19 protein-coding genes are annotated in these 19,622 nt (G+C 73.1%); 5 read left to right on the top strand and 14 right to left on the bottom strand.

Annotated elements, in window-relative coordinates:
* From AB0F10_RS34040 to AB0F10_RS34010, 7 genes are all read right to left on the bottom strand, one after another.
* A partial coding sequence (locus AB0F10_RS34040; RefSeq protein WP_360634648.1) for a protein kinase domain-containing protein occupies nt 1-991 on the bottom strand: 991 nt, incomplete at its 3' end.
* A 155-nt stretch (nt 992-1,146) separates the two neighbouring features.
* Nucleotides 1,147-2,283, bottom strand: coding sequence for a lipase family protein (locus AB0F10_RS34035; protein WP_360634645.1), 1,137 nt, complete (start codon nt 2,281-2,283; stop codon nt 1,147-1,149).
* Between the two features lie 238 nt (nt 2,284-2,521).
* A complete protein-coding gene (locus AB0F10_RS34030; RefSeq protein WP_360634642.1) occupies nt 2,522-3,169 on the bottom strand; it encodes an HAD-IA family hydrolase in 648 nt (215 codons plus the stop codon).
* Between the two features lie 157 nt (nt 3,170-3,326).
* Nucleotides 3,327-3,842 carry a GNAT family N-acetyltransferase gene (locus tag AB0F10_RS34025; protein ID WP_360634639.1) on the bottom strand — a complete coding sequence of 172 codons (516 nt, stop codon included), beginning with the start codon at nt 3,840-3,842 and terminating at the stop codon, nt 3,327-3,329.
* Nucleotides 3,839-4,405, bottom strand: coding sequence for an XRE family transcriptional regulator (locus AB0F10_RS34020; protein WP_360634636.1), 567 nt, complete (start codon nt 4,403-4,405; stop codon nt 3,839-3,841). The genes AB0F10_RS34025 and AB0F10_RS34020 overlap by 4 nt, the downstream gene beginning before the upstream one ends.
* 110 nt (nt 4,406-4,515) lie before the next feature.
* Nucleotides 4,516-5,532 (bottom strand): LacI family DNA-binding transcriptional regulator, encoded by a 1,017-nt coding sequence (locus AB0F10_RS34015; RefSeq protein WP_360634633.1) that lies wholly within the window; start codon nt 5,530-5,532, stop codon nt 4,516-4,518.
* 177 nt (nt 5,533-5,709) lie between these two features.
* Nucleotides 5,710-6,546: a class II glutamine amidotransferase gene (locus AB0F10_RS34010; RefSeq protein ID WP_360634630.1), complete on the bottom strand. Its 837-nt coding sequence runs from the start codon at nt 6,544-6,546 to the stop codon at nt 5,710-5,712.
* Between the two features lie 223 nt (nt 6,547-6,769).
* On the opposite strand from AB0F10_RS34010, the gene AB0F10_RS34005 reads away from it, so the two are divergent.
* Nucleotides 6,770-7,840, top strand: coding sequence for a hypothetical protein (locus tag AB0F10_RS34005; RefSeq protein ID WP_360634627.1), 1,071 nt, complete (start codon nt 6,770-6,772; stop codon nt 7,838-7,840).
* A 45-nt stretch (nt 7,841-7,885) separates the two neighbouring features.
* Here the strand turns inward: AB0F10_RS34005 and AB0F10_RS34000 are convergent, their stop codons facing one another.
* The 4 genes from AB0F10_RS34000 to AB0F10_RS33985 form a co-directional block, all read right to left on the bottom strand.
* On the bottom strand, nt 7,886-9,154 hold the full coding sequence (locus AB0F10_RS34000) for a threonine/serine exporter family protein (protein WP_360634624.1): 1,269 nt from the start codon (nt 9,152-9,154) through the stop codon (nt 7,886-7,888).
* 84 nt (nt 9,155-9,238) lie between these two features.
* Nucleotides 9,239-10,591, bottom strand: coding sequence for a dipeptidase (locus AB0F10_RS33995; protein WP_360634621.1), 1,353 nt, complete (start codon nt 10,589-10,591; stop codon nt 9,239-9,241).
* Nucleotides 10,588-11,025: a hypothetical protein gene (locus AB0F10_RS33990; protein WP_360634618.1), complete on the bottom strand. Its 438-nt coding sequence runs from the start codon at nt 11,023-11,025 to the stop codon at nt 10,588-10,590. The genes AB0F10_RS33995 and AB0F10_RS33990 overlap by 4 nt, the downstream gene beginning before the upstream one ends.
* Nucleotides 11,022-12,503 (bottom strand): APC family permease, encoded by a 1,482-nt coding sequence (locus AB0F10_RS33985; protein WP_360634615.1) that lies wholly within the window; start codon nt 12,501-12,503, stop codon nt 11,022-11,024. The genes AB0F10_RS33990 and AB0F10_RS33985 overlap by 4 nt, the downstream gene beginning before the upstream one ends.
* A gap of 599 nt (nt 12,504-13,102) precedes the next feature.
* Here AB0F10_RS33985 and AB0F10_RS33980 point away from each other — a divergent pair.
* Both AB0F10_RS33980 and AB0F10_RS33975 read left to right on the top strand, forming a co-directional pair.
* Nucleotides 13,103-14,221 (top strand): aminopeptidase P family protein, encoded by a 1,119-nt coding sequence (locus AB0F10_RS33980; protein ID WP_360634612.1) that lies wholly within the window; start codon nt 13,103-13,105, stop codon nt 14,219-14,221.
* Nucleotides 14,222-14,246: 25 nt separating this feature from the next.
* Nucleotides 14,247-14,540, top strand: coding sequence for a hypothetical protein (locus tag AB0F10_RS33975; protein ID WP_360634609.1), 294 nt, complete (start codon nt 14,247-14,249; stop codon nt 14,538-14,540).
* Nucleotides 14,541-14,552: 12 nt separating this feature from the next.
* Here the strand turns inward: AB0F10_RS33975 and AB0F10_RS33970 are convergent, their stop codons facing one another.
* The gene (locus tag AB0F10_RS33970) at nt 14,553-15,017 is read right to left on the bottom strand and encodes a tetratricopeptide repeat protein (protein WP_360634606.1); all 465 of its coding nucleotides are present in this window, start codon (nt 15,015-15,017) and stop codon (nt 14,553-14,555) included.
* Here AB0F10_RS33970 and AB0F10_RS33965 point away from each other — a divergent pair.
* Entirely contained in the window at nt 14,971-15,849 is an 879-nt protein-coding gene (locus AB0F10_RS33965; protein WP_360634603.1) for a CehA/McbA family metallohydrolase, read from the top strand. The genes AB0F10_RS33970 and AB0F10_RS33965 overlap by 47 nt on opposite strands.
* On the opposite strand, the gene AB0F10_RS33960 is transcribed toward AB0F10_RS33965, so the two are convergent.
* Nucleotides 15,833-16,645, bottom strand: coding sequence for a hypothetical protein (locus tag AB0F10_RS33960; RefSeq protein WP_360634600.1), 813 nt, complete (start codon nt 16,643-16,645; stop codon nt 15,833-15,835). The two genes, AB0F10_RS33965 and AB0F10_RS33960, sit on opposite strands and share 17 nt — an antisense overlap.
* Before the next feature lie 161 nt (nt 16,646-16,806).
* On the opposite strand from AB0F10_RS33960, the gene AB0F10_RS33955 reads away from it, so the two are divergent.
* Complete coding sequence (locus AB0F10_RS33955) at nt 16,807-18,045, top strand: sulfite oxidase (RefSeq protein ID WP_360634597.1); 1,239 nt, start codon at nt 16,807-16,809, stop codon at nt 18,043-18,045.
* Between the two features lie 27 nt (nt 18,046-18,072).
* On the opposite strand, the gene AB0F10_RS33950 is transcribed toward AB0F10_RS33955, so the two are convergent.
* A partial coding sequence (locus tag AB0F10_RS33950) for an ABC transporter ATP-binding protein (protein ID WP_360634594.1) occupies nt 18,073-19,622 on the bottom strand: 1,550 nt, incomplete at its 5' end.

Genomic DNA, 19,622 nt, shown 5'->3' with positions numbered 1-19,622 from the left:
GCCGGCCGGCGGCCGGCACCGGGCGGCCCGCCGAGGGTCCGGATGGCACCGGGGCGGACGCCGCGGGCCCGGTGGGCGCCGCCGGGGACGACCACGACCGAGAGGGCTGCGGGCCGGGCGCCGAAGGCTGGTGCGCCGGCGGCCGGGGGTCGTCCCACGACGGGGCGGGCGGCCGCCATCCGGTCTGCGCCGCGCGCGCCGCGGCCGCGAGTTCCGCGGCGGAACCCCAGCGATCGGCCGGCTCGAGGGCCAGCGCCCGCTCGATCACCCGGACCACCGGCTCGGGAACGTCCGCGCCGAGCGGCGGCGGCCCGGTCTGCACGCGCTGCAGCGCCACCGCGTACGGGTTGTCCCCGCCGAACGGCCGGTGCCCGGCGACGCACTCGTACGCGACGAGCCCGAGCGAGTACACGTCGCTGAGCCCCGTGGCCGGACGCCCGAGCACCTGCTCCGGCGACAGGTAGGTCGGCGTGCCGAGGATCGCGCCGGAGACGGTCAGGTGCGTGCCGTCCTGGGTACGCGAAATCCCGAAGTCGGTGATCAACACCGAGCCGTCCCGCCGGACCAGCAGGTTCGCCGGCTTGATGTCGCGGTGCACGATCCCGCGGTCGTGCACCGCCTGCAGGCCGTCGGCGGCCTGCGCGACGAGCCGCATGGCGTCGGCCGGGGCGAGCCGGCCGGCCCGGCCGAGCGCCTGGGACAGCGACTCGCCCTCGATGAACTCCATCACCAGGAAGGTGATCCCGTGGCTGCGCCCGAAGTCGTGGATGGAGGCCACCGCGGCGTGGTTCACGCTCGCCATCGACTTCGCCTCGACCAGGAACCGCCGGGCGAAGCCGGGCTCGTCGGCGACCTCGGGGAGCATCGCCTTGACGGCGACCACCCGGCCGAGCACCTCGTCGAAGGCCCGCCACACCTCGCCCATGCCGCCGGCGCCGATCCGGACGTCGAGGCGGTATCGGTCGCCGAGTTTCAGCCCCGAGTGCAGCATTGCCTCACCGTCCTGCCCGGACCGCCCCACGCGGCCGACCGTCGCGCATCATGTCACGCGGTCGCCGAGCGACCTTCGGCCGTCGGCCTCGACGACGATCGCCTGCCGGTCCTGGCCGTCGTCGAGGCCGAGGGTGTTCAGATCGGCGTCGCCGCTCAACCGAATCTCGCCGCGATCCAGTCGGCGACCAGGGTCGTCGATGCGAAGACCGCGCCGTCGTGGGTTTCGCCCTCCAGGGGTACGAACGTGACGGGCTGGTTGTACGCGTTGAGCTGGTTGAGCAGCGGGCCGGCCGTGATCTGGTACGGCACTGCCTCATCCGCGGTTCCCTGAACGATGAGAATGGGGGCGCTCGGGGCCGATTGCGCCGGGTTGTCGTATTGCGCGAGTTTCCTCACCACCGGCGGGGGCAGCGAGCCGCCGTTCAGCAGTTGCCGCGCCGTCAATGGTGCGTACGCGTCGAGGATTTCGAGCAGACATCCGGACTGCAGCACCGGAACCTTTTCCTGGGCCGGCCGGGCCAGGACGGTGAACGGATCGAAGCCGGGTTCGACCGCATTCAGACCGTACAGGGCCATCACCAGATATCCCTGGCCGGGCGTTCCGGGAATGACCGGGGCCAGCAGGTCGACGTTGGACACCGGCGCGATGGCCGACACCGCGCGCAGCTCGAGGTCCCCGTCGTAGGAGGACGCCAGCTGGCCGGCGAACAGCGCGCCCTGGCCGCCCTGCGAGTGGCCGTCGACGGCGTACTGGACGGTCAGCGCGCTGTCGAGGTTGCGGGCCGCCTTCACGCTGTCGATGATCGTGCGGGCCGTGGTGCCGCCGACCAGGTACGGGTGCGGCGCCGGGGTGCCGAGGCCGGGATAGTCCGCGGCGGCGACCGTCCAGCCGCGTTTGAGCAGTTCAGCCACGGCCGCGCGGGCCTCGGGCCAGAACACGTCGTAGTGGTTCGACGGCGCGCACTGGTCCGCGAGGCCGGTGGTGCCGTGCCCCCACGCCACCGTCCGGAGGGATTTCCGCTTGGGTGTGATCACCAGGCCGGTGGCCGTGATGCTCGCACCGGTGAGGTCCGTGGAGACGTACTCGATGCGCTTGCCGGTGCCCAGCGGCGCGAGTTCGCGCGGCAGCGAGACGTCGGCGGAGGAGACCACGGTGCCCGGCGCGGCCGCGGCCGTCGCCGGGCCGGTGCCGACGAGGACGCCGAAGATACTCAGAAGAACTGTTTGGAATACTGCTGTCCACCGGACGACATACTGCCCGCGGGTTGGTTTTCGCGGAATTGCTCTCATGTATTCCACCCCTTCTGACGCCGGGCGGCTCCGGCGCGAAGTCATCGCGTGAGTCGATCCCGGATTGCGTCACCTATGCAAGCCGCAAACCCCGGTGGAATACGCACATGCTGTGCGAAGGCGCCGACAACCGCACCTTTGTCCAGGACGATCCGCCGATCGATCGACCGGCGGCGGGCGGGGCCGCGCTCCTCGCTGCCGGAGATCAGGGACACCCGATGGCCCCGACCCTGGCGGGTCACGCCGGGGCGCCGCCGAGGTTTCGCCATCCGATGTGGAGTGCCGGTTCCCCGGCGATCGCCGCCCGGGCCACCCCGGCCAGGCAGGCCGCCGTACCCGTGAAGAGGATGCCCCGGATACCCAGGGCGGCCGCCGCCTCGATGTTGGCCCGGCGGTCGTCGACGAAGACGACGTCGCCGGGCCCGGCGCCGAGCGCCGCGAGCGCCGCCGCGAAGATGGCCGGGTCCGGCTTGACCAGGGCGAGGTCGGCGCTGAACAGCAGGTGGCCGAACCCCTTGAGGTCGGCGTGCCGGTCGAGCGCGCGGGCCAGTTCCCGGGGCGCGTTGGAGAGCAGGGACACCGGCGTACCCGCGGCGTGCACGGCGTCGAGCAGGCGCAGCATCTCCGGGTTGAGGTGCAGCCAGCTGGCCACGTCCCGCTCGATGAGCCGGCGCAGCCGGTCGCCGCCGGGCGCGGCACCGATGATCTCGGTCCAGTACGCGAGGGCGCTGCCACCGGCGTCGTACGCGGGCCGGTTCACCCAGTAGCGCCGGGAGAACTCGCCCACCGGCAGCCCGGCGAGCGCCGCCAGTTCGGCGACCTCGCCGGCGGGCTGGGCGAGGCTGATCACCTCGCCGAAGTCGAGCAGCAGGTGCGGCTTGCCCATCAGGTCACCCGTCCCGTCGGCAAGGGGGTTCGACGCGCGGAAATCGGAACGGATCCCCCATCGGCAGGCACTCCCCGTAGTCAAGAGATACCGCATTGTGACATCGGCGCCCGCCCGAACCCCGCCGACACCGCCGACCGGATTGCACCTTCGTCCGTCAGGACAGTCGCTTGTAGAAGAAGCTGCAGTCCTTGAGCACCCCCTCCGGGCCGGCCGCGTACTCCGGGACGATGCCGTAGCGCACCCAGCCGGCGGCCTCGTACAGGCGTTCCGCGGCGCTGCCGGTCTCCGTGTCGAGCAGCAGCAGGTCGGCGCCGGCCTCGGCGGCCGCCCGCTCCGCGACGGCCAGCAGCCGCCGGCCCAGCCCCCGGCCCCGCGCGTCGCGGTGGACCGCCAGCTTCACGATCTCCCCGCGGTGCCGGGCGTTGGGCTTGTCCGCGTACGCGAGGCTGATCGTGCCGCGGGCGCCCGCCGGGCCGCCGGCGAGCCACACGACCATGCTGCCGTCGGCGACGGCAGCGGCCCGGGACCGCCACCAGGCGGCGGCCGCCGCGCGGTCGAGGCCGGCGAGGAACCCGACCGAGGCGCCGCCGGCCACCGAGTCGACCAGCAGGTCGGCGAGCGCCGGCAGGGCGGCGGCGAAGCCCTCCGGCGAGAGCCGGGTGATGGTCACGGCAGCGCCACGAAGACCGCGTAGCGGACCGGGCCGGGCCCGGGGTTGCGCAGGCGGGTGGCGCCCCGCAGCCGCAGCCGCAGACAGTCACCCGCCGCCAGCAGGTGCCGGGTGCCCTCGTCGGTGAACTCCAGGACGCCGTCGAGGACCCAGACGTGCTGCTCCAGGCCGGCCACCGGCGGCGCGTCGTAGGCGATGTCGGCGTCCGGCCCGAGCACGCCCTCGATCAGCTCGGCCCGCAGGCCCGGGTGCGGCGGGGAGACCGAGCGGCGGGTGAATCCGGACGCCTGGTCGCGCCAGACCTGCTGGTCGGCGGCGCGGACCACGGCCGGCGGCTCGGCCTCGCCCTCGACCTCGGCGAGCAGGCGCGACATCGTCCACCCGTACGCGGCGCAGATCCTGCCGAGCAGCGACGCCGTGGGGCTGATCTCCGCGCGCTCGAGGCGGGACAGGGTCGAGCGGCTCACGCCGGCGCGCCCGGCGAGGTCGTCCAGGGACCAGCCCCGGGCCACGCGCAACTCGGCGACCCGGGCGGCCAGCCGCGAGTCCAGATGCTCTCTCATAAACGAGACAATATCCCAGATCTGCTCGGCGACGACGTCGAAGGCGTGCGTGACGAGCGGCCCGTCGGCTCATTGACCTGGCGATCAATCAACGCTTCGTGGGACAGCACCTAGCGCCGGCGGACGGGTGGTGCGGTCGAGTCGCGGATGATGAGGTCCGGCGCGAAGATCTCGATGCCCGGCTCGGGCACCGCCTCCGGATCCCGGGCCAGGCGGACCGCCAGGTTGATGGCGTAGCTGACGATCCGGGCGGTCGGCATCCGCGACGTGGTCAGCGCCGGCACCGTGTGGCCGGAGAGCTGGATGTCGTCGAAGCCGACGACCGACAGCCATTCCGGGACGGTGGCGCCGAGGTTGTGCGCCGCGTGCAGGACCCCGACCGCGATCAGGTCCGTCGAGGTCGCCACCGCGCTCGGAGGTTCGGGCAGCGCCAGCAGCCGGCGCACGGCCGCGTCGCCGCCCGCGAGGGTGTTGGGGCAGCTTTCGAGGTAGCCGTCCGGCACGCCGCCGAGCCGCTCCCGCATGAACTCGACGTACGCGGCCTGCCGTACCCGGAAGCCGCCGGGAAGTTCCGCGTTCACGAAGGCGATGCGCCGATGGCCGAGCGATGCGAGGTGTTCCAGGCCCGCCCGGATGCCGGCGCGGTCGTCGGTGTCGGCGGTCGGGAATTCGAGCGGGCTCGTGCCCTGCCAGAGTGCCACCACCGGCACGCGCGAGATGCGCAGGTCGGCCAGGAGCTGGGGGTGCACCCGCACGTCGCCGAGCAGCACGATGGCGTCGGTGTGCCGGGTCTCGAGCACCGACGTCAGCGGGATCGCCTCGTCGAGCCGGGGATGGACATGGCCGAGGACGACGTTGTAGCCGTGCGCCATCGACTCCGCGACCAGGGCCTCGATCGCCTCGGCGAAGAACGGGTCGCTGAAGTCCCGGACCACCGCGCCGATCAGATTCGTCGACGCGCCGCGCAGGCCGCGCGCCAGCGGGTTGGGGCGGTAGGCCAGCCGTCGCGACGCCTGGATGACCCGCTCGCGGGTCTCCGGTGCGATCGGCACCCTGGTCTCGACGCCGCTGAGCACGCGCGAGACGGTGCTCTGCGAGACGTCGGCCGCGGCCGCGATGTCCCGCATGGTCGCCACCTTGCGGCGCGGGCCGGGCGGGGCGGCGCCCTCCGGGCTACTCGAAGGCGGTGGACCGTCGGCTGCCGGGTCTTCGTTTTCCGGCCGGCGCCGCCGGGGCTGCGACATGGCTGAACACTACTACGCCGATGCGGTCATACGATTGCACGCACGCGCGGGGTGGCACGGTCACGGCGCGATCGGCCGGAACGACGCCATGTGGTCCACGCCCTTCTGGACGATGCCGTAGCTGGACTCCGGCACCGGCTGCCAGGCGCCGACGAGCTCGCCCAGCGGCTCCGAGACGACGATGCGGGTCTCGTCGGAGACGTGCCGCAGGGTCTCGTTCTCCGGGTGCAGCTGGCGCAGGGCCGTCACGTCGGTGCTGAAGAACAGTGACCGGCTGTCGCCCTCGGTGGAATAGCGGAAGGCCCACAGCCGGTCGCCGTCGGTGGTGGCCACGCTCATCTGCATCGGGTACTGCACGCCGTGACGCCGGCCGATGGCCTCCACGAAGCCCACCATCCGCTGCACGGCCTCGACCGGCTGTTCCCGCAGGCCGAAGGTCAGGGCGAGGTAGAACATCACCTCCGAGTCGGTGGAGCCCGCGATCGAGGTGTAGAGGGCCGGATCCACCGCCAGCACCAGGTCCCGCTTGAGGATCGCGAACTCGCGGATGGAGCCGTTGTGCACCCACATCCACCGGCCGTGGCGGAAGGGATGCGAGTTGGTGTGCTGCACCGGCGTGCCCGTGCTGGCCCGGATGTGCGCCAGGAACAGCGGCGACGAGATGTGCGCGGCCATCTCGCGCAGGTTCGGATCGCCCCAGGCCGGCCCGACCCCGCGGAACAGGGCCGCGTCGGCGTTGCCGTCGACGCCGTACCAGCCGACGCCGAAGCCGTCGCCGTTGGTCGGCTCGACGCCGAGGCGCGAGTGCAGGCTCTGGTTGATCAGCGAGTACTTCGGCTTGTAGAGAAGCTCCTCCAGCAGGATCGGCGATCCCGAGTAAGCCAGCCAGCGACACATGGCACTCTCCGTTCCTGCCCGAACCAACCCAGGCATCATCGCGTGGCCGAGGGCGGGAGACCTCATCCCATGGGGATGGACCACAGGGTAGCGGCACGAGGGCCGCCCGCTCAGCCGATTGCGGGTCCTCGCGCCGGGGTCACCCGTTGCGGAGGATCACGCGGCCCATCGCCGGCTCTAACGTCGACGCGAGCATTGTCCGACGTTTTCGAAGGGGCCACACATGCGAATCTCGCCCCATGGCCGGCGGCCGGGCGCGGCGCTCCTCACGGGAGTCGCGCTCGGCGTGCTGTTCGGAACGATGGCCTGCAGCGGCGACGGGGAGAACCGACCGACGCTGCCGTCGGCCCAGGCCTCGGCGGACCGGCCGACTCCGACCCGTACGGAGGCCACCGACGAGCCGACTCCCGAGCGCAGCCGCACCGGCGACGCGGCCGAGATCACCGACGAGCCGACGCCCGAACCGACCAAGACCGCGAAGCCGACCCGCACGCCGAGGCCGACCAGGACCGAGGCACCCGCCACCACGAAGCCGGCGGCCACGCCGGACAAGACCACCGCCGAGGCCGAGCCGACGACCAAGCCGCCGACCGAGCCGGCGAAGCCGCCGGCCACGACGGCGGCCCCGGCGCCCGCGGCGTCCTCCGCCGCGCCCGTGACCTCGACCGCCTCCGGCACCTGGGCCGGCCTGAGCCCGCTCGGCTGGTTCCTGCTGATCCTGCTGATCGCGGCCCTGATCGGTGGCCTGCTGACCTGGCGGTCGCGGCGCAAGGCCGTCTGGCAGGCGGACGCCGACGCCCTGGCGGCCGACAGCCGCGCCGTCGTCGGCGCGCGGTTGCCGGCGATCCTGGCCGCGCCGACGGCGACCGATCGTGCCCTGTCCTGGCCGCCGGTGCGAGCGGATCTCAGTGATCTCTCGGCCCGGTGGGGCCTGCTCGCCGAGAAGGCGCCCGGCGAGGACCCGCGGCGCCGGTCCGGGCAGGTGAGCCTGCTCCTCCAGGATCTGGTCGCGGCCGTCGACGCCGAGAACGAGGCGCTGGCCACCGGGCGGGACTGGTCGCTGCTGCGGCCCCGGGTGGACGACATCGTGCGAACGCTCTCCGCGGCGCTCGGCGAGCAGCCCCAGCAGCCCGGATACGGCCAGGAGCCCGGATACGGCCAGCAGCCCCCGCCCGGATACGGCGGACCGCCGCCACCACCGCCCGGATACGGCGGACAGACCCAGCCCGGATACGGCGAGCCGCCACCGCCGCCCCGGCCCGGTTACGGCGACGACCAGAGCGACCCCGGCTGATCCACCGCCCGTCAGGGAACCTCAGCCCCGGCCCGGGGCTGAGGTTCACGGCCGCAGGAGAAACCTCGCGCGGCGGCCGGACAGTGCCGAGTCCACCCCGCGGTAGGCGGACACGCCGCACAGGACGCCGAGCGTGATCGCGACGATCGAGGCGAGCGGTTCGATCAGCACCTCGACGCCCGCGCCGGCCGGGTTGCTGAGCAGTTCGGTGACGCCGATGAGACCGATCGCGCCCGGCACCAGCAGCCAGAACGCGGGCAGGAAGGTCACCTGCGAGGGCGGCCCGCCGGGCAGCCGCGCGACGGCGAGGGCGACCGGCGTCATCGCCATCGCCCCGAAGAAGCCGCTGACGCTCGCGCCGAAGAGCAGATCGCCCACCACCTGGCCGAGCCAGGCGGTGAGCAGGACGACCAGCAGCCATTTCATGGTGCCGCGCGGCGCGGAGAAGAAGACGCCGACGGCGAGCCCGAAGAGGATCACGCCGAGCCACGGCGCCCACCAGCCCAGCGTGCTCGTCGAGCCGTCGGACAGCGCCTCGACCCCCGGCAGCCCGACCAGTTCGGCGCCGGCCACGATGCCGAAGGCGAGCAGCACCAGGCGCAGGCCGCCGAAGACGAGCCGGCTCGCCCCGGCGACCATCTCGCCGGAGGCCAGCTCGACGGTGGCGGTGGCGAGGATGCCGCCGGGCAGGAATGTGGTGAGCGCGGCGACGAGGGTGCCCATGCCGGGGCCCGCGAACCCGTGCTCGACGGCGATGAAGGTGAGCGCCGAGACGATCGAGGCGCAGACCATGGGGGTGAGTACGCCGGGGGTGCCGGGCAGGCGGGCCAGCGGGATGAGGCTGCCGACGATCGCCCCGAAGACGGCGGCGACCGCGACGTCGAGCGGGGTCGGCTGCAGGATCAGGCAGAGCCCGACGGTCATGACCAGGTGTGCGAGCACGGTGGCGACGTAGCCGAACCGCGGCCGCATGCAGCGGACGGCCCGCAGCCGGGCCATCCCCTCGGCCGGGTTCAGGTGACCCGATTCGGCGAGCTTGACCACCTCGTAGAGCGCGGAGATCTGGTCGAGTCGCAGCGCGCCGGTGCTCTGCGGTATCGCGTCGATGGTGGTCTGTGCGGTGGGGCCGGTCGCGATCATCAGGGCGGTCGGCAGCACGATGATCCGGGTGTCGTCGATGCCGTTGGCGGCGGCGATCGTGGCCAGCCGCTCCTGGGTCTCGCTGACGGCGGTGCCGGCCAGGCTCAGCATCCGTCCGAGCTCGAGCAGGAACGCCTGCGCGCCGTTGGCCGTGTCCACATTTCCGTCGGTCATGCGCGATCCTCCGGAGGTCCTGTCCCGGCGGCGCCGGGCCGGCCCCGGCGGCCGAGCCGGATCCTCAGCCGCCGGAACCGGGGCCTAGGTGGCGCCGTTGTATCGCTGCAGGAACAGCGCCTCGGCCAGCGCCAGGTCGGCGATCTCGCGCGGATCGACGCTCTCGTTCGGCGCGTGGATCAGCGCCTGCGGCTCCTCCACCCCGATCAGGATGATCTCCGCGTCCGGGTAGGTGTCGGCGAAGACGTTGCACAGCGGAATCGAGCCGCCCTGCCCCAGCTTGGCCATCGGCCGGCCGAACGCGTCGTTCATGGCCGCCGACAGCGTCCGGTACGCGGGACCGCCGGTGCGCGCCTCGAACGGCTGGCCGACGGCCTCCTTCTCCACCGTGACGTGCACGCCCCACGGCGCCACCGCGTGCAGGTGCGCGATGAGCGCATCCTGCGCCTTGACGGCGTCCATGCCCGGTGGCACCCGCAGGTTGAGCCGGGCCCGGGCGCGCGGCTGGATCGCCGCCGCCGAACCCACCACCGGCGGGCAGTCGATGCCCAGGATGGTGAGGGCCGGCCGCGCCCAGATCATGTCCGAGACCGTGCCGTCGCCCAGCAGTTCCACCCCGTCGAGCAGCCCGGCGTCGTCGCGGAACCGCTCGGTGGGATAGGCCTCGCCGGTCCAGGTCTGGCCGTTCTCCAGGCCGGTGACGGTGGTGTTGCCCGCCGGGTCGCGCAGCGTGGCCAGCATCTGCACAAGCGCCGCGAGGGCGTCCGGCGCGGCGCCGCCGAACATTCCGGAGTGCAGTTCGCCGGCGAGCGCCTCGACCGTGACCACGACGATGACCATGCCGCGCAGCGTCACGGTGGCGGCCGGCAGCCCGACCTCCGCGTTGCCGGTGTCGCACACCAGGATCGCGTCGGCGCGCAGCAGGTCGGGATGGTGGACGACGAAGTCCTCCAGCCCGCCCGTGCCCTGCTCCTCCGAGCCCTCCACGATGACCTTCAGGTTCACCGGGAGCGGCCCGTCGATCGCGCGCAGGGCGGTCAGGTGCATGACGATGTTGCCCTTGCAGTCGGCCGCGCCCCGGCCGTACCAGCGGCCGCCGGCCTCGGTCAGCTCGAACGGCGGGGTGCGCCAGGCCTCGACGTCCAGCGGCGGCTGCACGTCGTAGTGCGCGTACAGCAGGACCGTCGGCGCGTCCGGGTCGGTGCCGGGGCGCTCGCCGTAGACGGCCGAGCTGCCGTCCGCGGTCTCGTGCAGGCTCATGCCGGTGAAGCCCACGGACGTGAAGGCCTCGACGACCCAGTCGGCCGCCCGGACGCACTCCTGCGGCGGGAACTGCCGCGGGTCGGCGACCGACGGGATGGCCACCAGCTCGGCCAGGTCGGTGCGCGCCCGGCCCATCAGGCCGGCGATGCGCTGGCGTAGCTCCACGGCGCTCACCCGGTGGCCACATCGTCGAACTTGAGATCGTCCACGATCTTCTGGAAGTCCGCGAGGTGCTCCGGGCAGTAGACCTTCATGATGAGCAGCTGCCCCTTGACGATCCGGCTGTCCGCGATGACCGGGCGCTGGCCCGGCCCGGCGGCGCCGTTGGAGATCTGGCCGTAGAGCACGCCGCGGCTCAGCGCCTCGCCCGGGTCGGCGCAGACCGCGCCGCCGTCGTCGCCGAGCACCCGGACGACCTGCTCGTGTGACGGGGTGCGCGCCCCGGCCGCGGTGAGCTCGCTGATCAGCTGGTCGGCCTTCTCGTCCGCCTGCCGGCTCTCCTCGGCGCTGTGGAAGGTGAGCAGGGCGACGCCGAACAGCAGCAGGAACGCGACGCCGATGACTAGGTAGGTGACGCGGTGACTCGTGTGTGCGACTGAGACGTTCATGCCAGCGACTCCTCCTGGCTGGGCTCCAACTTCCAGGACGGCTTACGGAACCGGTAGAACAGGTACGGCACCAGCAGGCCGAGGCCGAGGGCGCCGCCGGCGACGATCACCAGGTAGGAGCCGACGTTCCCCTCGCCGAACTGCGACGGCGGGATGAACCCGATCAGCAGCGCGGCCAGCGACGCGGCGAAGCCGACGCCGCAGAGCGTGAACAGCATCGGGGCGCGGTATCCGCGCGGGTGGTCGGGCTGGCTGCGCCGCAGCCGTACGGCCGCGACGAACATCAGCAGATACATGATCAGGTAGACCTGGGTGGTGATCACCGAGAAGATCCAGTACGCGCTGGAGACGTCCGGGATGAACGCGTACGCGAGCGCGATGACGGTGGTGATCGCGCCCTGGGTCACCAGGATGTTCTGCTGCACGCCGTGCTTGTTGAGCCGCTGCAGGAAGGGCGGCAGGTAGCCCTCCTGCCGGGAGATCAGCAGCAGGCCGCGCGAGGGGCCGGCAAGCCAGGTGAGCATGCCGCCGAGAGACGCGGCGACCAGCATGATCCCGAGAATGGGGGTGAGCCACTGCGTGCCGAACTCGGCGAACACGGCGTCGAAGGCCTGCATGACCCCGGCGGTGAGGGAGAGCTCCTCGGCCGGCACGACCCAGCTGATGGCCAGCGCGGGCAGGATGAAGATCAGCAGGACCAGCCCCATCGAGAGGAACATCGCCCGGGGGAACTCGCGGCCCGGGTTGCGCAGCGAGGACACGTGCACCGCGTTCATCTCCATACCGGAGTAGGAGAGGAAGTTGTTGACGATCAGCACCAGGCTGGACAGGCCGGCCCAGACGGGCAGCAGGTGCTCGGCCGTCATCGGCGCCGCCGACTCGTTGCCCTGGCCGAGGAACACCGTTCCGAGGATCACCAGCAGGGTGCCCGGCACCAGCGTGCCGATGATCAGGCCGCCGCTGGCGAGGCCGGCCACCGAGCCGGTCCCCCGCGACGAGACCCACACGCCACTCCAGTAGCAGACCATGATCACGACTGCGGTCCAGACGCCGCTCGAGGCCAGCTCCGGGTTGATCACGTACGCGAGGGTGCTGGCCACGAAGCCGAGCAGGCTCGGATAGTAGAAGATGGTCATGGCGAACTGGCACCAGATGGCCAGGAAGCCCATCGGCTTGGAGATGCCCTGGCTGACCCAGTTGTAGACGCCGCCCTTCCAGCCGGAGGCGAGCTCCGCCGAGACCAGCGAGGTCGGCAGCAGGAACACGATCGCCGGCACCACGTAGAGGAAGATGCTGGCCAGGCCGTACACCGCCATCGTCGGCGACGGGCGCAGGCTGGCCACGGAGCTGGTGGTCATCAACGCCAGGGCGACCCAGGAGATGTAGGCCATCACCTTCTTGGGGTCCTTCGCGCTCTCTTTGGCCGCTGCGGACGGCGTCGCCGCCGGCCGCGAGGCGGGCACATCCATCGCACTCATGCTGCTGCCTCCTGAACAGACGCCGCACCGCCGGACCGGCCACGGTGGCGGCCCCCGAGCGTTTGCGAACACCCCGACGCCAGAGTCCCGGCAGCCGGTCCAGCGGTATCATCAGCGGCCGAAAAGGATCGCGCCTCACCCGTGGCGAGTCAATCGAGGACGATCTCGGTCCGCGCGGGTGACCGGCGGCTCCCGGCCGCCGCCGAACGGCGTGATCGTCCCCAATGGATGCGCCCGCCGGCCCGCGCGGCCCGGCGAGCGCGGCGTCCGGACGTGCCCGCCGGTGATCGGCCCGCCCGGGACCAAGCCCGGCGCTTGGGACTCCCGCCACCGCCAAAGCTGATATACAGGGGCTGAACACTGGAAACCGGCCGATTCACCCGGTGTCGGGCAATGCGGCGCCGGTGGGTGGGCGGGCCCGGGCGAGGCGGACGGGCCCCGCGCCGACGACCAGCGCCGATCCACGGCGCCCAACGGCCGGCCGGGGCTGAATCATCCGTTGCGGGCGATGCTGGCACTTCCGTTCAGCCGTGAGGCTGAATCAGCGCCGGTGTCCGGAATCCGGAGAAACGTATGTGCAGCACCGGAGGTGTTCGCCGATGACGGCCCGCCAGTTCACCGCGAAGGACTTCACCCACAGGATGGAGCGCGCCGCCGCTCAGGCGGCGGAGGCCGGCCTCGCCGGCCTGCTCGTGACCCCCGGGCCCGACCTCGTCTACTTCACCGGCTACCGGCCGACCGCGATCACCGAGCGGATCACGATGCTCGTGCTCGGGGCGGGACGCGACCCCGCGATGATCGTTCCGACCCTCGAGCGCGGCGACGCCGAACTCGCCGGCGGGGTGGCCGCGGTGACGCTCACCGACTGGGCCGACGGCACCGACCCGTACGCGCAGGCCGCGCGCCTGCTCGACCCGCACGGCCGCTACGCCGTCTCCGACTCGGCCTGGGCGATGCACGTGCTCGCCCTGCAGGAGGCGCTGCCGTCGTCGGCGTACCGGTCGATGACCGGCACGCTGCCGATGCTGCGCGCGGTCAAGGACGCCGAGGAGATCGACCGGCTCGCCGCCGCGGGTGCCGCCGCGGACGCGGCGTACGAACAGATCGTCGGCGTGCGCTTCGCCGGGCGCCGGGAGCGCGAGATCGGGGCCGACCTGGCCGGGTTCCTGCGCGAGCACGGGCACGAGACGGTGGACTTCACCATCGTCGGCTCCGGGCCGAACGGCGCCAACCCGCATTCCGAGATGACCGACCGCGTCGTGCGCGACGGCGACATGGTCGTCCTCGACTTCGGCGGCCTGCGCGACGGCTACGGCTCGGACACCACCCGCACCGTGCACGTCGGGCCGCCGGACGACGAGGAGCGCGAGGTCTTCGAGACCGTGCGCCGCGCCCAGCAGGCGGCCTTCGAGGCGGTGCGGCCCGGCGTCGCCTGCCAGGAGATCGACCGGGCGGCCCGGAAGATCATCGACGACGCCGGGTACGGCAAGTACTTCATCCACCGCACCGGCCACGGGATCGGCCTGACCACCCATGAGCCGCCGTACATGGTCGAGGGCGAGACGCACACGCTCGTCCCCGGCATGTGCTTCTCGATCGAGCCCGGCGTCTACCTGCCGGGCCGGTTCGGCGTACGCATCGAGGACATCGTGACGGTGACGCCCGACGGCGGGCGCCGCCTGAACGGCACGAGCCACGAGATGCACATCGTCTCCTGACAAACGGCCTACGGAGGTGCTGGCGATGCTGTTCCTGCTGATGCTCACGACGTTTGTTGCCTGCACATGCGCGTACACGATCTGGCTGATCGTGAAGGACACCTCCCCCGACGAGCAGTCCCGGCCGGCTCGCGAGGAGATCAAGGCGGCCGGGTCACGGTCCGAGCCGGGCAGCCTCGAGGGGGTGCTGGTCGCGCAGCTGGTGGCCGCCTTGATCACCCGTCGGCAGTACGTGCGCGAGATGGAGCGGGTCGCCGCCCGCGACGACGAGCGTCACCCGCTCGCGATCCCGCCGGAGATCGGCTCCGACGGGACGTGACACGCGCCCGGCCTACCCGAACCTCCGCCACCACGGCGGAGGCGGTCGCAGTGCGTCACGCACGATCTCCGTACGCGGATCGTCAGGCGCGGCGCCGGCCTCGAGGATGCGCAGCGCCTCCACGCAGCTGAACCGGGCCGCATCGCGGTCGCCCAGGTTCGCCTGCGCGGCGCCGAGCAGGTACAGCGCGTCGGCGACCTCCAGCGAGTCGGCGCCGGCGGCGGCGCGGTAGATGTGCGCCGCCTGCTCGAAGTCGGACCGGGCGGCGCTCCAGTCGCCCAGCTCGAGCCGGCAGCAGCCGAGCAGCAGCAGGACGCCGGCCATGCTGGCACTGCCCGGCCCGTAGGCCGCCGCCACGATCGGCGCGGCGCGTAGCTGGTTGTCCCGGCAGGCCTGGTAATCGCCGCGGCGTTCGAGGTAGTAGCCGAGCTTGATCAGGAGCGAGGCGCTGTGCGCGGCGCCGGGCGCGCGGTCCACCGAGCACAACACCTGCGACACGCACGGCGCCTGGGGTCCGCTCGCCGGTGACGACCTGCTGGTGATTCTCGGCCAGGAGGTCACCACCCCGACAGGGCACTGGCTCGCGCTCGGCGTCGAGGCGGGCCAGGCGGTCGATTGGCAGTACGGCGTCCGCGACGAGGCGATCGACCGCGAGGTGGCTCGCGTGCATCGCGGCGGTGGGATCTGCGTCGCGGCCCACCCGCACTTGCCCTATCCGTCGGGCGTCTTCATGTACCCGTTTCAGGGTTTCGACGCGGTGGAGGTGTGGAACGGGCAGTGGAGCTCGGACCTTCCGTGGAACGCCGACAACGAGGCGGCACTGGCCGAATGGGGTCGCAGCCTGGCCTCCGACGTCCACAATGGGCGGTTTCGGCCGGCGATCGGCAACAGCGACGCGCATCAGGAAGGCCAACTCGCCCTGCCGCACAATGTGGTGCCGGCCTCGGGGCTGAGCACCGAGGCGATCCTCGCCGGCATCCGGGCCGGGCGAAGCTGGATCGCCGAATCGGCCGGCATCGAGCTGTCGCTCACCGCGTCCGCCGGCGAGCGCGGCGCCGGAATCGGTCAGCGGCTGACCGCCCGCGAAGAGCCGGTCACGGTGCGCCTGGACATCACCGGCGTGCCGTCCGGCGTCGTCAGCTTCCACACCGACCGGGGCACGGTGCACCGCGAATCCCTGCCGGGCGACGGATCCGGTGCCGTGCGATGGCAGACCACCGAGGCCGAGTCGATGTTCGTCCGCGTAGAGGTACGCCACCCGGGTGGGAGCATGGCCGCGCTCACCAACCCCGTCACCATCCGCCGTTGAGGAGGGCCAGGAGGGCTGGCGCCGGGTTCGCCGCGGTGGTCGTGTTCGCCACCGCTACGACGATCACGGCCAGCGCCGACACCGCCGAGAGCACGCCGTACGACCCCGACACCCGCCTCGATCGCCGCTCGGACGACGCCGTTCTCGCGAACCCCCGCCACGCGACCACGCTCAGGCCGGCGAGCACGACGGCCACGACCGTGGCGACCACGGCCATCGCGACGTGGAACCGGGAGAAGTCGTCGATCATCGCCTCCAGCGCGGGCGTGGCCGGGCCGCCCCGGAGGTGGCGATCGAGCGTGCCGGCGAGTTCCCGGCCGGTCGCGCCGCCCGTCGCCATCGGCAGCAGCGCGGCGAACGGCGCCACCGCACCCTGAACGTTGGCCATCACCGCCGCCGCCGCGAACAGCCCGATCATCGTGACGAGGGTGCCGGCCGAGGCGAGGGCGGCCCTGCCCCACGCCCCGCCGGGCCGCAGGAACGCCCGCCAGAGCAGCACGCCGAGCGGCACCAGCACGATCAGCAGGATCGCGGCGAAGGCCGCCTTGGCGACGTGGTAGCGGAACCAGTAGTCGACCACTCTCGCCAGGTCCGTGGTGAGGGCCCGGTCGCCGGAGCGCCGGTACCCGGCGAACGCCGACCGGGCGGCGCCGGTGAGGTCGCCCTCATCGTGGAAACCGCCGCCCGGCCCGCTCGCCGCCAGCACGCGCGGGCCGGCGACGAAGGCCGCCATCAGCGCCACGGCGAGGGCGGCGAGCACGGCGGGCGCACGACCCGCGGATCGCGACGAGGCCATAGGGAACTCCTTGGTCCGGGTACGACCCGCAGCCTAAGCGGGGGCGGCCGCCGCGGACCATGACGCCTGCCCGAGTATTGCGGGTAGGGCCAGCCATACCCTTTTCCTATTGTGCCCATCGGTTTAGCATGCTCGTGACCGCCGACGAGGGAGCGACATCGATGGACGAGATGCTGGACGAGGGCGCCTACGACCGGCTGCGGTTGCGCCAGTGGCTGGCCGGCGAGGCCGGCGGCTTCTCCCGCCGCGACCTGCTCCGGCTGACCGCCGCGGTGGGCGCGGGCCTGGCCGGCGCGGCGGCCGCCGGCGCACCGGCACGGGCCGCGGCCGGACCGATCGTCAAGCCGCTGCCGCCCGAGTTGTTCACCGTCCTCGGCACCAACGCCGAGATGCGCTGGTCCGCCATGGCCGACCAGGGCTACCTGGTGCCGATCGACCGGTTCTTCGTGCGCAACCACACCAGCACCCCGATCATCGATCCGGCGGACTGGCGGCTGCGGATCTTCGGCACCGGCCTGCGGCACGGTCCCGCCGACCTCTCGTACGACGACCTGCGCCGGCTGCCGGCCGCGACGATCACCGCCGCGGTGGAGTGCGCGGGCAACGGCCGCGGCTACTTCACCAGCCAGCAGGGGCAGACGGTGTCCGGCACCGCCTGGAAGCTCGGCGCGGTCGGGGTCGCCCGCTGGCGCGGCGTGCGGCTGTCCACCGTGCTGCGGCATGCGGGCCTGGCACGCGACGCGGTGGACGTGCTGCCGGCGGGCCTCGACGCCAACTTCGTGACCGGCGGCGTCGACCTCGGGCCGGTGCGCCGCCCGCTGCCCCTGCGCAAGGCGCTGCACGACGTGCTGGTCGCGTACGAGATGAACGGCGAGCCGCTGCCGGCCGACCACGGCCATCCCGTGCGGCTGATCGTGCCGCACTGGATCGGCATCGCGTCGATCAAGTGGCTGGGTAGTCTCGAGGTCTCCGACGCCCCGCTCTTCTCGCCGTGGAACACCCAGTTCTACCGGCTCTTCGGCGCCGGCTTCCCCGCCGAGGGCGAGCCCTTCGACCGGCAGGTGATCAAGAGCGCGTTCGAGCTGGACCAGGGTGCCCAGGTGAGCGCCGGGCGGCACGCCCGGCTGCGCGGCCGGTCCTGGTCGGCGGGCGGCGCGATCCGGCACGTCGACGTCAGCACGGACGGCGGCCTGCACTGGCGGCGGGCCCGGAGGGTCGGCGGCAGCGAGGGCGCGGCCTGGCAACGCTGGGAGCTCGACTGGCGCCCGGCCGCGGGCGAGCACGAACTGCTGGCCCGGGCCACCGACGTGCGGGGCAACACCCAGCCGGACGTGGCCGTGCACAACAGCCTCGGCTACCTCTTCGACGCCGTCGTCCGCCACCGGGTCGTGGCGGTCTGAGCTCAGGGCCTATCCGGCGCGGATACCCTAGCCGTGCCAGGTCCGCCACAGATCCGCGTAGGTGCCGCCGGCGGCGACCAGATCGTCGTGCGTGCCCAGCTCGACCAGCCGGCCCCCGTCCATGACGGCCACCCGGTCGGCGTCGTGTGCCGTCTGCAGCCGGTGCGCGATCGCGATCACCGTGCGGTCGTGCAGCACCGCCGCCAGCGCGCGCTCCGCGTTCCGCGCGGTCGTGGGGTCGAGCAGCGCGGTCGCCTCGTCGAGCACGACGGTGTGCGGGTCGGCGAGCACCACCCGGGCCAGCGCGAGCTGCTGCGCCTGCGCGCCGTCCAGGAAGTGGCCGTCGCCGCCCAGCCGGGTGTCGAGGCCGTCGGGCAGTTCCTCGGCCCAGTCGGCGCCGACCACGGCCAGCGCCGAGAGCAGGTCGTCGTCGGTGGCGTCCGGTGCGGCGAGGGTCAGGTTGTCGCGGACCGCGGCGCGGAACACGTGGTGCTCCTGGGTGACCAGCACGATCTGGCGGCGCAGCAGGCCGGGCGGCAGCGCGGCGATCTCCACGCCGCCGACGGTGAGGCTGCCCACCCGCGGCCGGTCGACGCCGGTGAGCAGCCGCCCGAGGGTGGACTTGCCGGCGCCGGACGGCCCGACCAGGGCGAGGCGCTCCCCCGGCCGCACGGTCAGGTCGACGCCGTGCAGCACGTCGCGGTCGCCGTCGTAGGCGTACCGGACGCCGCGGACCTCGATGAGGTCGTTCGCCGGCGCCGAGCGCCCGGTCGCGACGGCCGGCGGGATCACCGCCAGCCCCTCGACCCGGGCGAAGGAGGCGCCGCTGCTCTGCAGCTGTTCCAGCCAGATCAGGATCGCGTCCAGCGGCACGGCGAGCTGCCGCAGGTAGAGCGCGCAGGCCGCGACGGCGCCGAGGGTGAGCTCGCCGTTGATGTAGAGCGCGCCGCCGGCCATCAGCACGGCGACCACCGGAACGACGTAGGACACGTCCACGGCGGGGAACAGCACGCTGCGCAGCAGCAGGGTCCGCAGCCGGGTGTCGCGGGCCCGGTGTATCGCCAGGTCGGCCACCGCGGTCCGGCGCTCACGCAGCCCCAGCGCCTCGACCGTACGGGTGCCCGCGATGGTCGAGGCGAGCTCGTCGGCGAGCACCGAGCCGGCCGCGCCCTCCTCGAGGTAGGCCGTCCGGGCCCGGCGCAGGTACCAGCGGGTGGCGACCGGGATGGCGGAGAGCCCGAGCAGGGCGACGACGCCGAGCAGCGGGTCGAGCAGGAAGACGGCCACGAGCACGAACAGCGCCTGCACGGCCGCGATGAGCACCTCGGGGATGGCGTCGCGCAGGGTCGAGGCCACCGCGCCGACGTCGGCGGTGCCCCGGGCGGCGAGGTCGCCGGCCGGTATCCGCTCGATCACCGACGCCGGCAGGGCCAGGGCCCGGTCGAGGAAGCGCTCGCGGACCCGCGCGGCCGTGGGGGGGCCCGGCCCGGAGCCGCCGGCGCCGCCCCCGCCGGGGCGGCGGCGGAGGCCAACACGGCCAAGCCGCACCCCCCGCCCGCGCCGGGCGCGGAGGGACC

The organism is Actinoplanes sp. NPDC026623, from assembly GCF_040638275.1.
In the GTDB taxonomy this organism is placed as follows: domain Bacteria; phylum Actinomycetota; class Actinomycetes; order Mycobacteriales; family Micromonosporaceae; genus Actinoplanes.
This window is presented reverse-complemented; position numbering and strand designations above follow the sequence as displayed.

Coding starts and splice junctions, on each gene's coding strand:
- AB0F10_RS33985 (WP_360634615.1), bottom strand. CDS start 12,503: ATGAGTGCGATGGATGTGCCCGCCTCGCGGCCGGCGGCGACGCCGTCC.
- AB0F10_RS33975 (WP_360634609.1), top strand. CDS start 14,247: ATGCTGTTCCTGCTGATGCTCACGACGTTTGTTGCCTGCACATGCGCG.
- AB0F10_RS34035 (WP_360634645.1), bottom strand. CDS start 2,283: ATGAGAGCAATTCCGCGAAAACCAACCCGCGGGCAGTATGTCGTCCGG.
- AB0F10_RS34015 (WP_360634633.1), bottom strand. CDS start 5,532: ATGCGGGACATCGCGGCCGCGGCCGACGTCTCGCAGAGCACCGTCTCG.
- AB0F10_RS34010 (WP_360634630.1), bottom strand. CDS start 6,546: ATGTGTCGCTGGCTGGCTTACTCGGGATCGCCGATCCTGCTGGAGGAG.
- AB0F10_RS34030 (WP_360634642.1), bottom strand. CDS start 3,169: ATGGGCAAGCCGCACCTGCTGCTCGACTTCGGCGAGGTGATCAGCCTC.
- AB0F10_RS34005 (WP_360634627.1), top strand. CDS start 6,770: ATGCGAATCTCGCCCCATGGCCGGCGGCCGGGCGCGGCGCTCCTCACG.
- AB0F10_RS33980 (WP_360634612.1), top strand. CDS start 13,103: ATGACGGCCCGCCAGTTCACCGCGAAGGACTTCACCCACAGGATGGAG.
- AB0F10_RS34020 (WP_360634636.1), bottom strand. CDS start 4,405: ATGAGAGAGCATCTGGACTCGCGGCTGGCCGCCCGGGTCGCCGAGTTG.
- AB0F10_RS33955 (WP_360634597.1), top strand. CDS start 16,807: ATGGACGAGATGCTGGACGAGGGCGCCTACGACCGGCTGCGGTTGCGC.
- AB0F10_RS33990 (WP_360634618.1), bottom strand. CDS start 11,025: ATGAACGTCTCAGTCGCACACACGAGTCACCGCGTCACCTACCTAGTC.
- AB0F10_RS33960 (WP_360634600.1), bottom strand. CDS start 16,645: ATGGCCTCGTCGCGATCCGCGGGTCGTGCGCCCGCCGTGCTCGCCGCC.
- AB0F10_RS34000 (WP_360634624.1), bottom strand. CDS start 9,154: ATGACCGACGGAAATGTGGACACGGCCAACGGCGCGCAGGCGTTCCTG.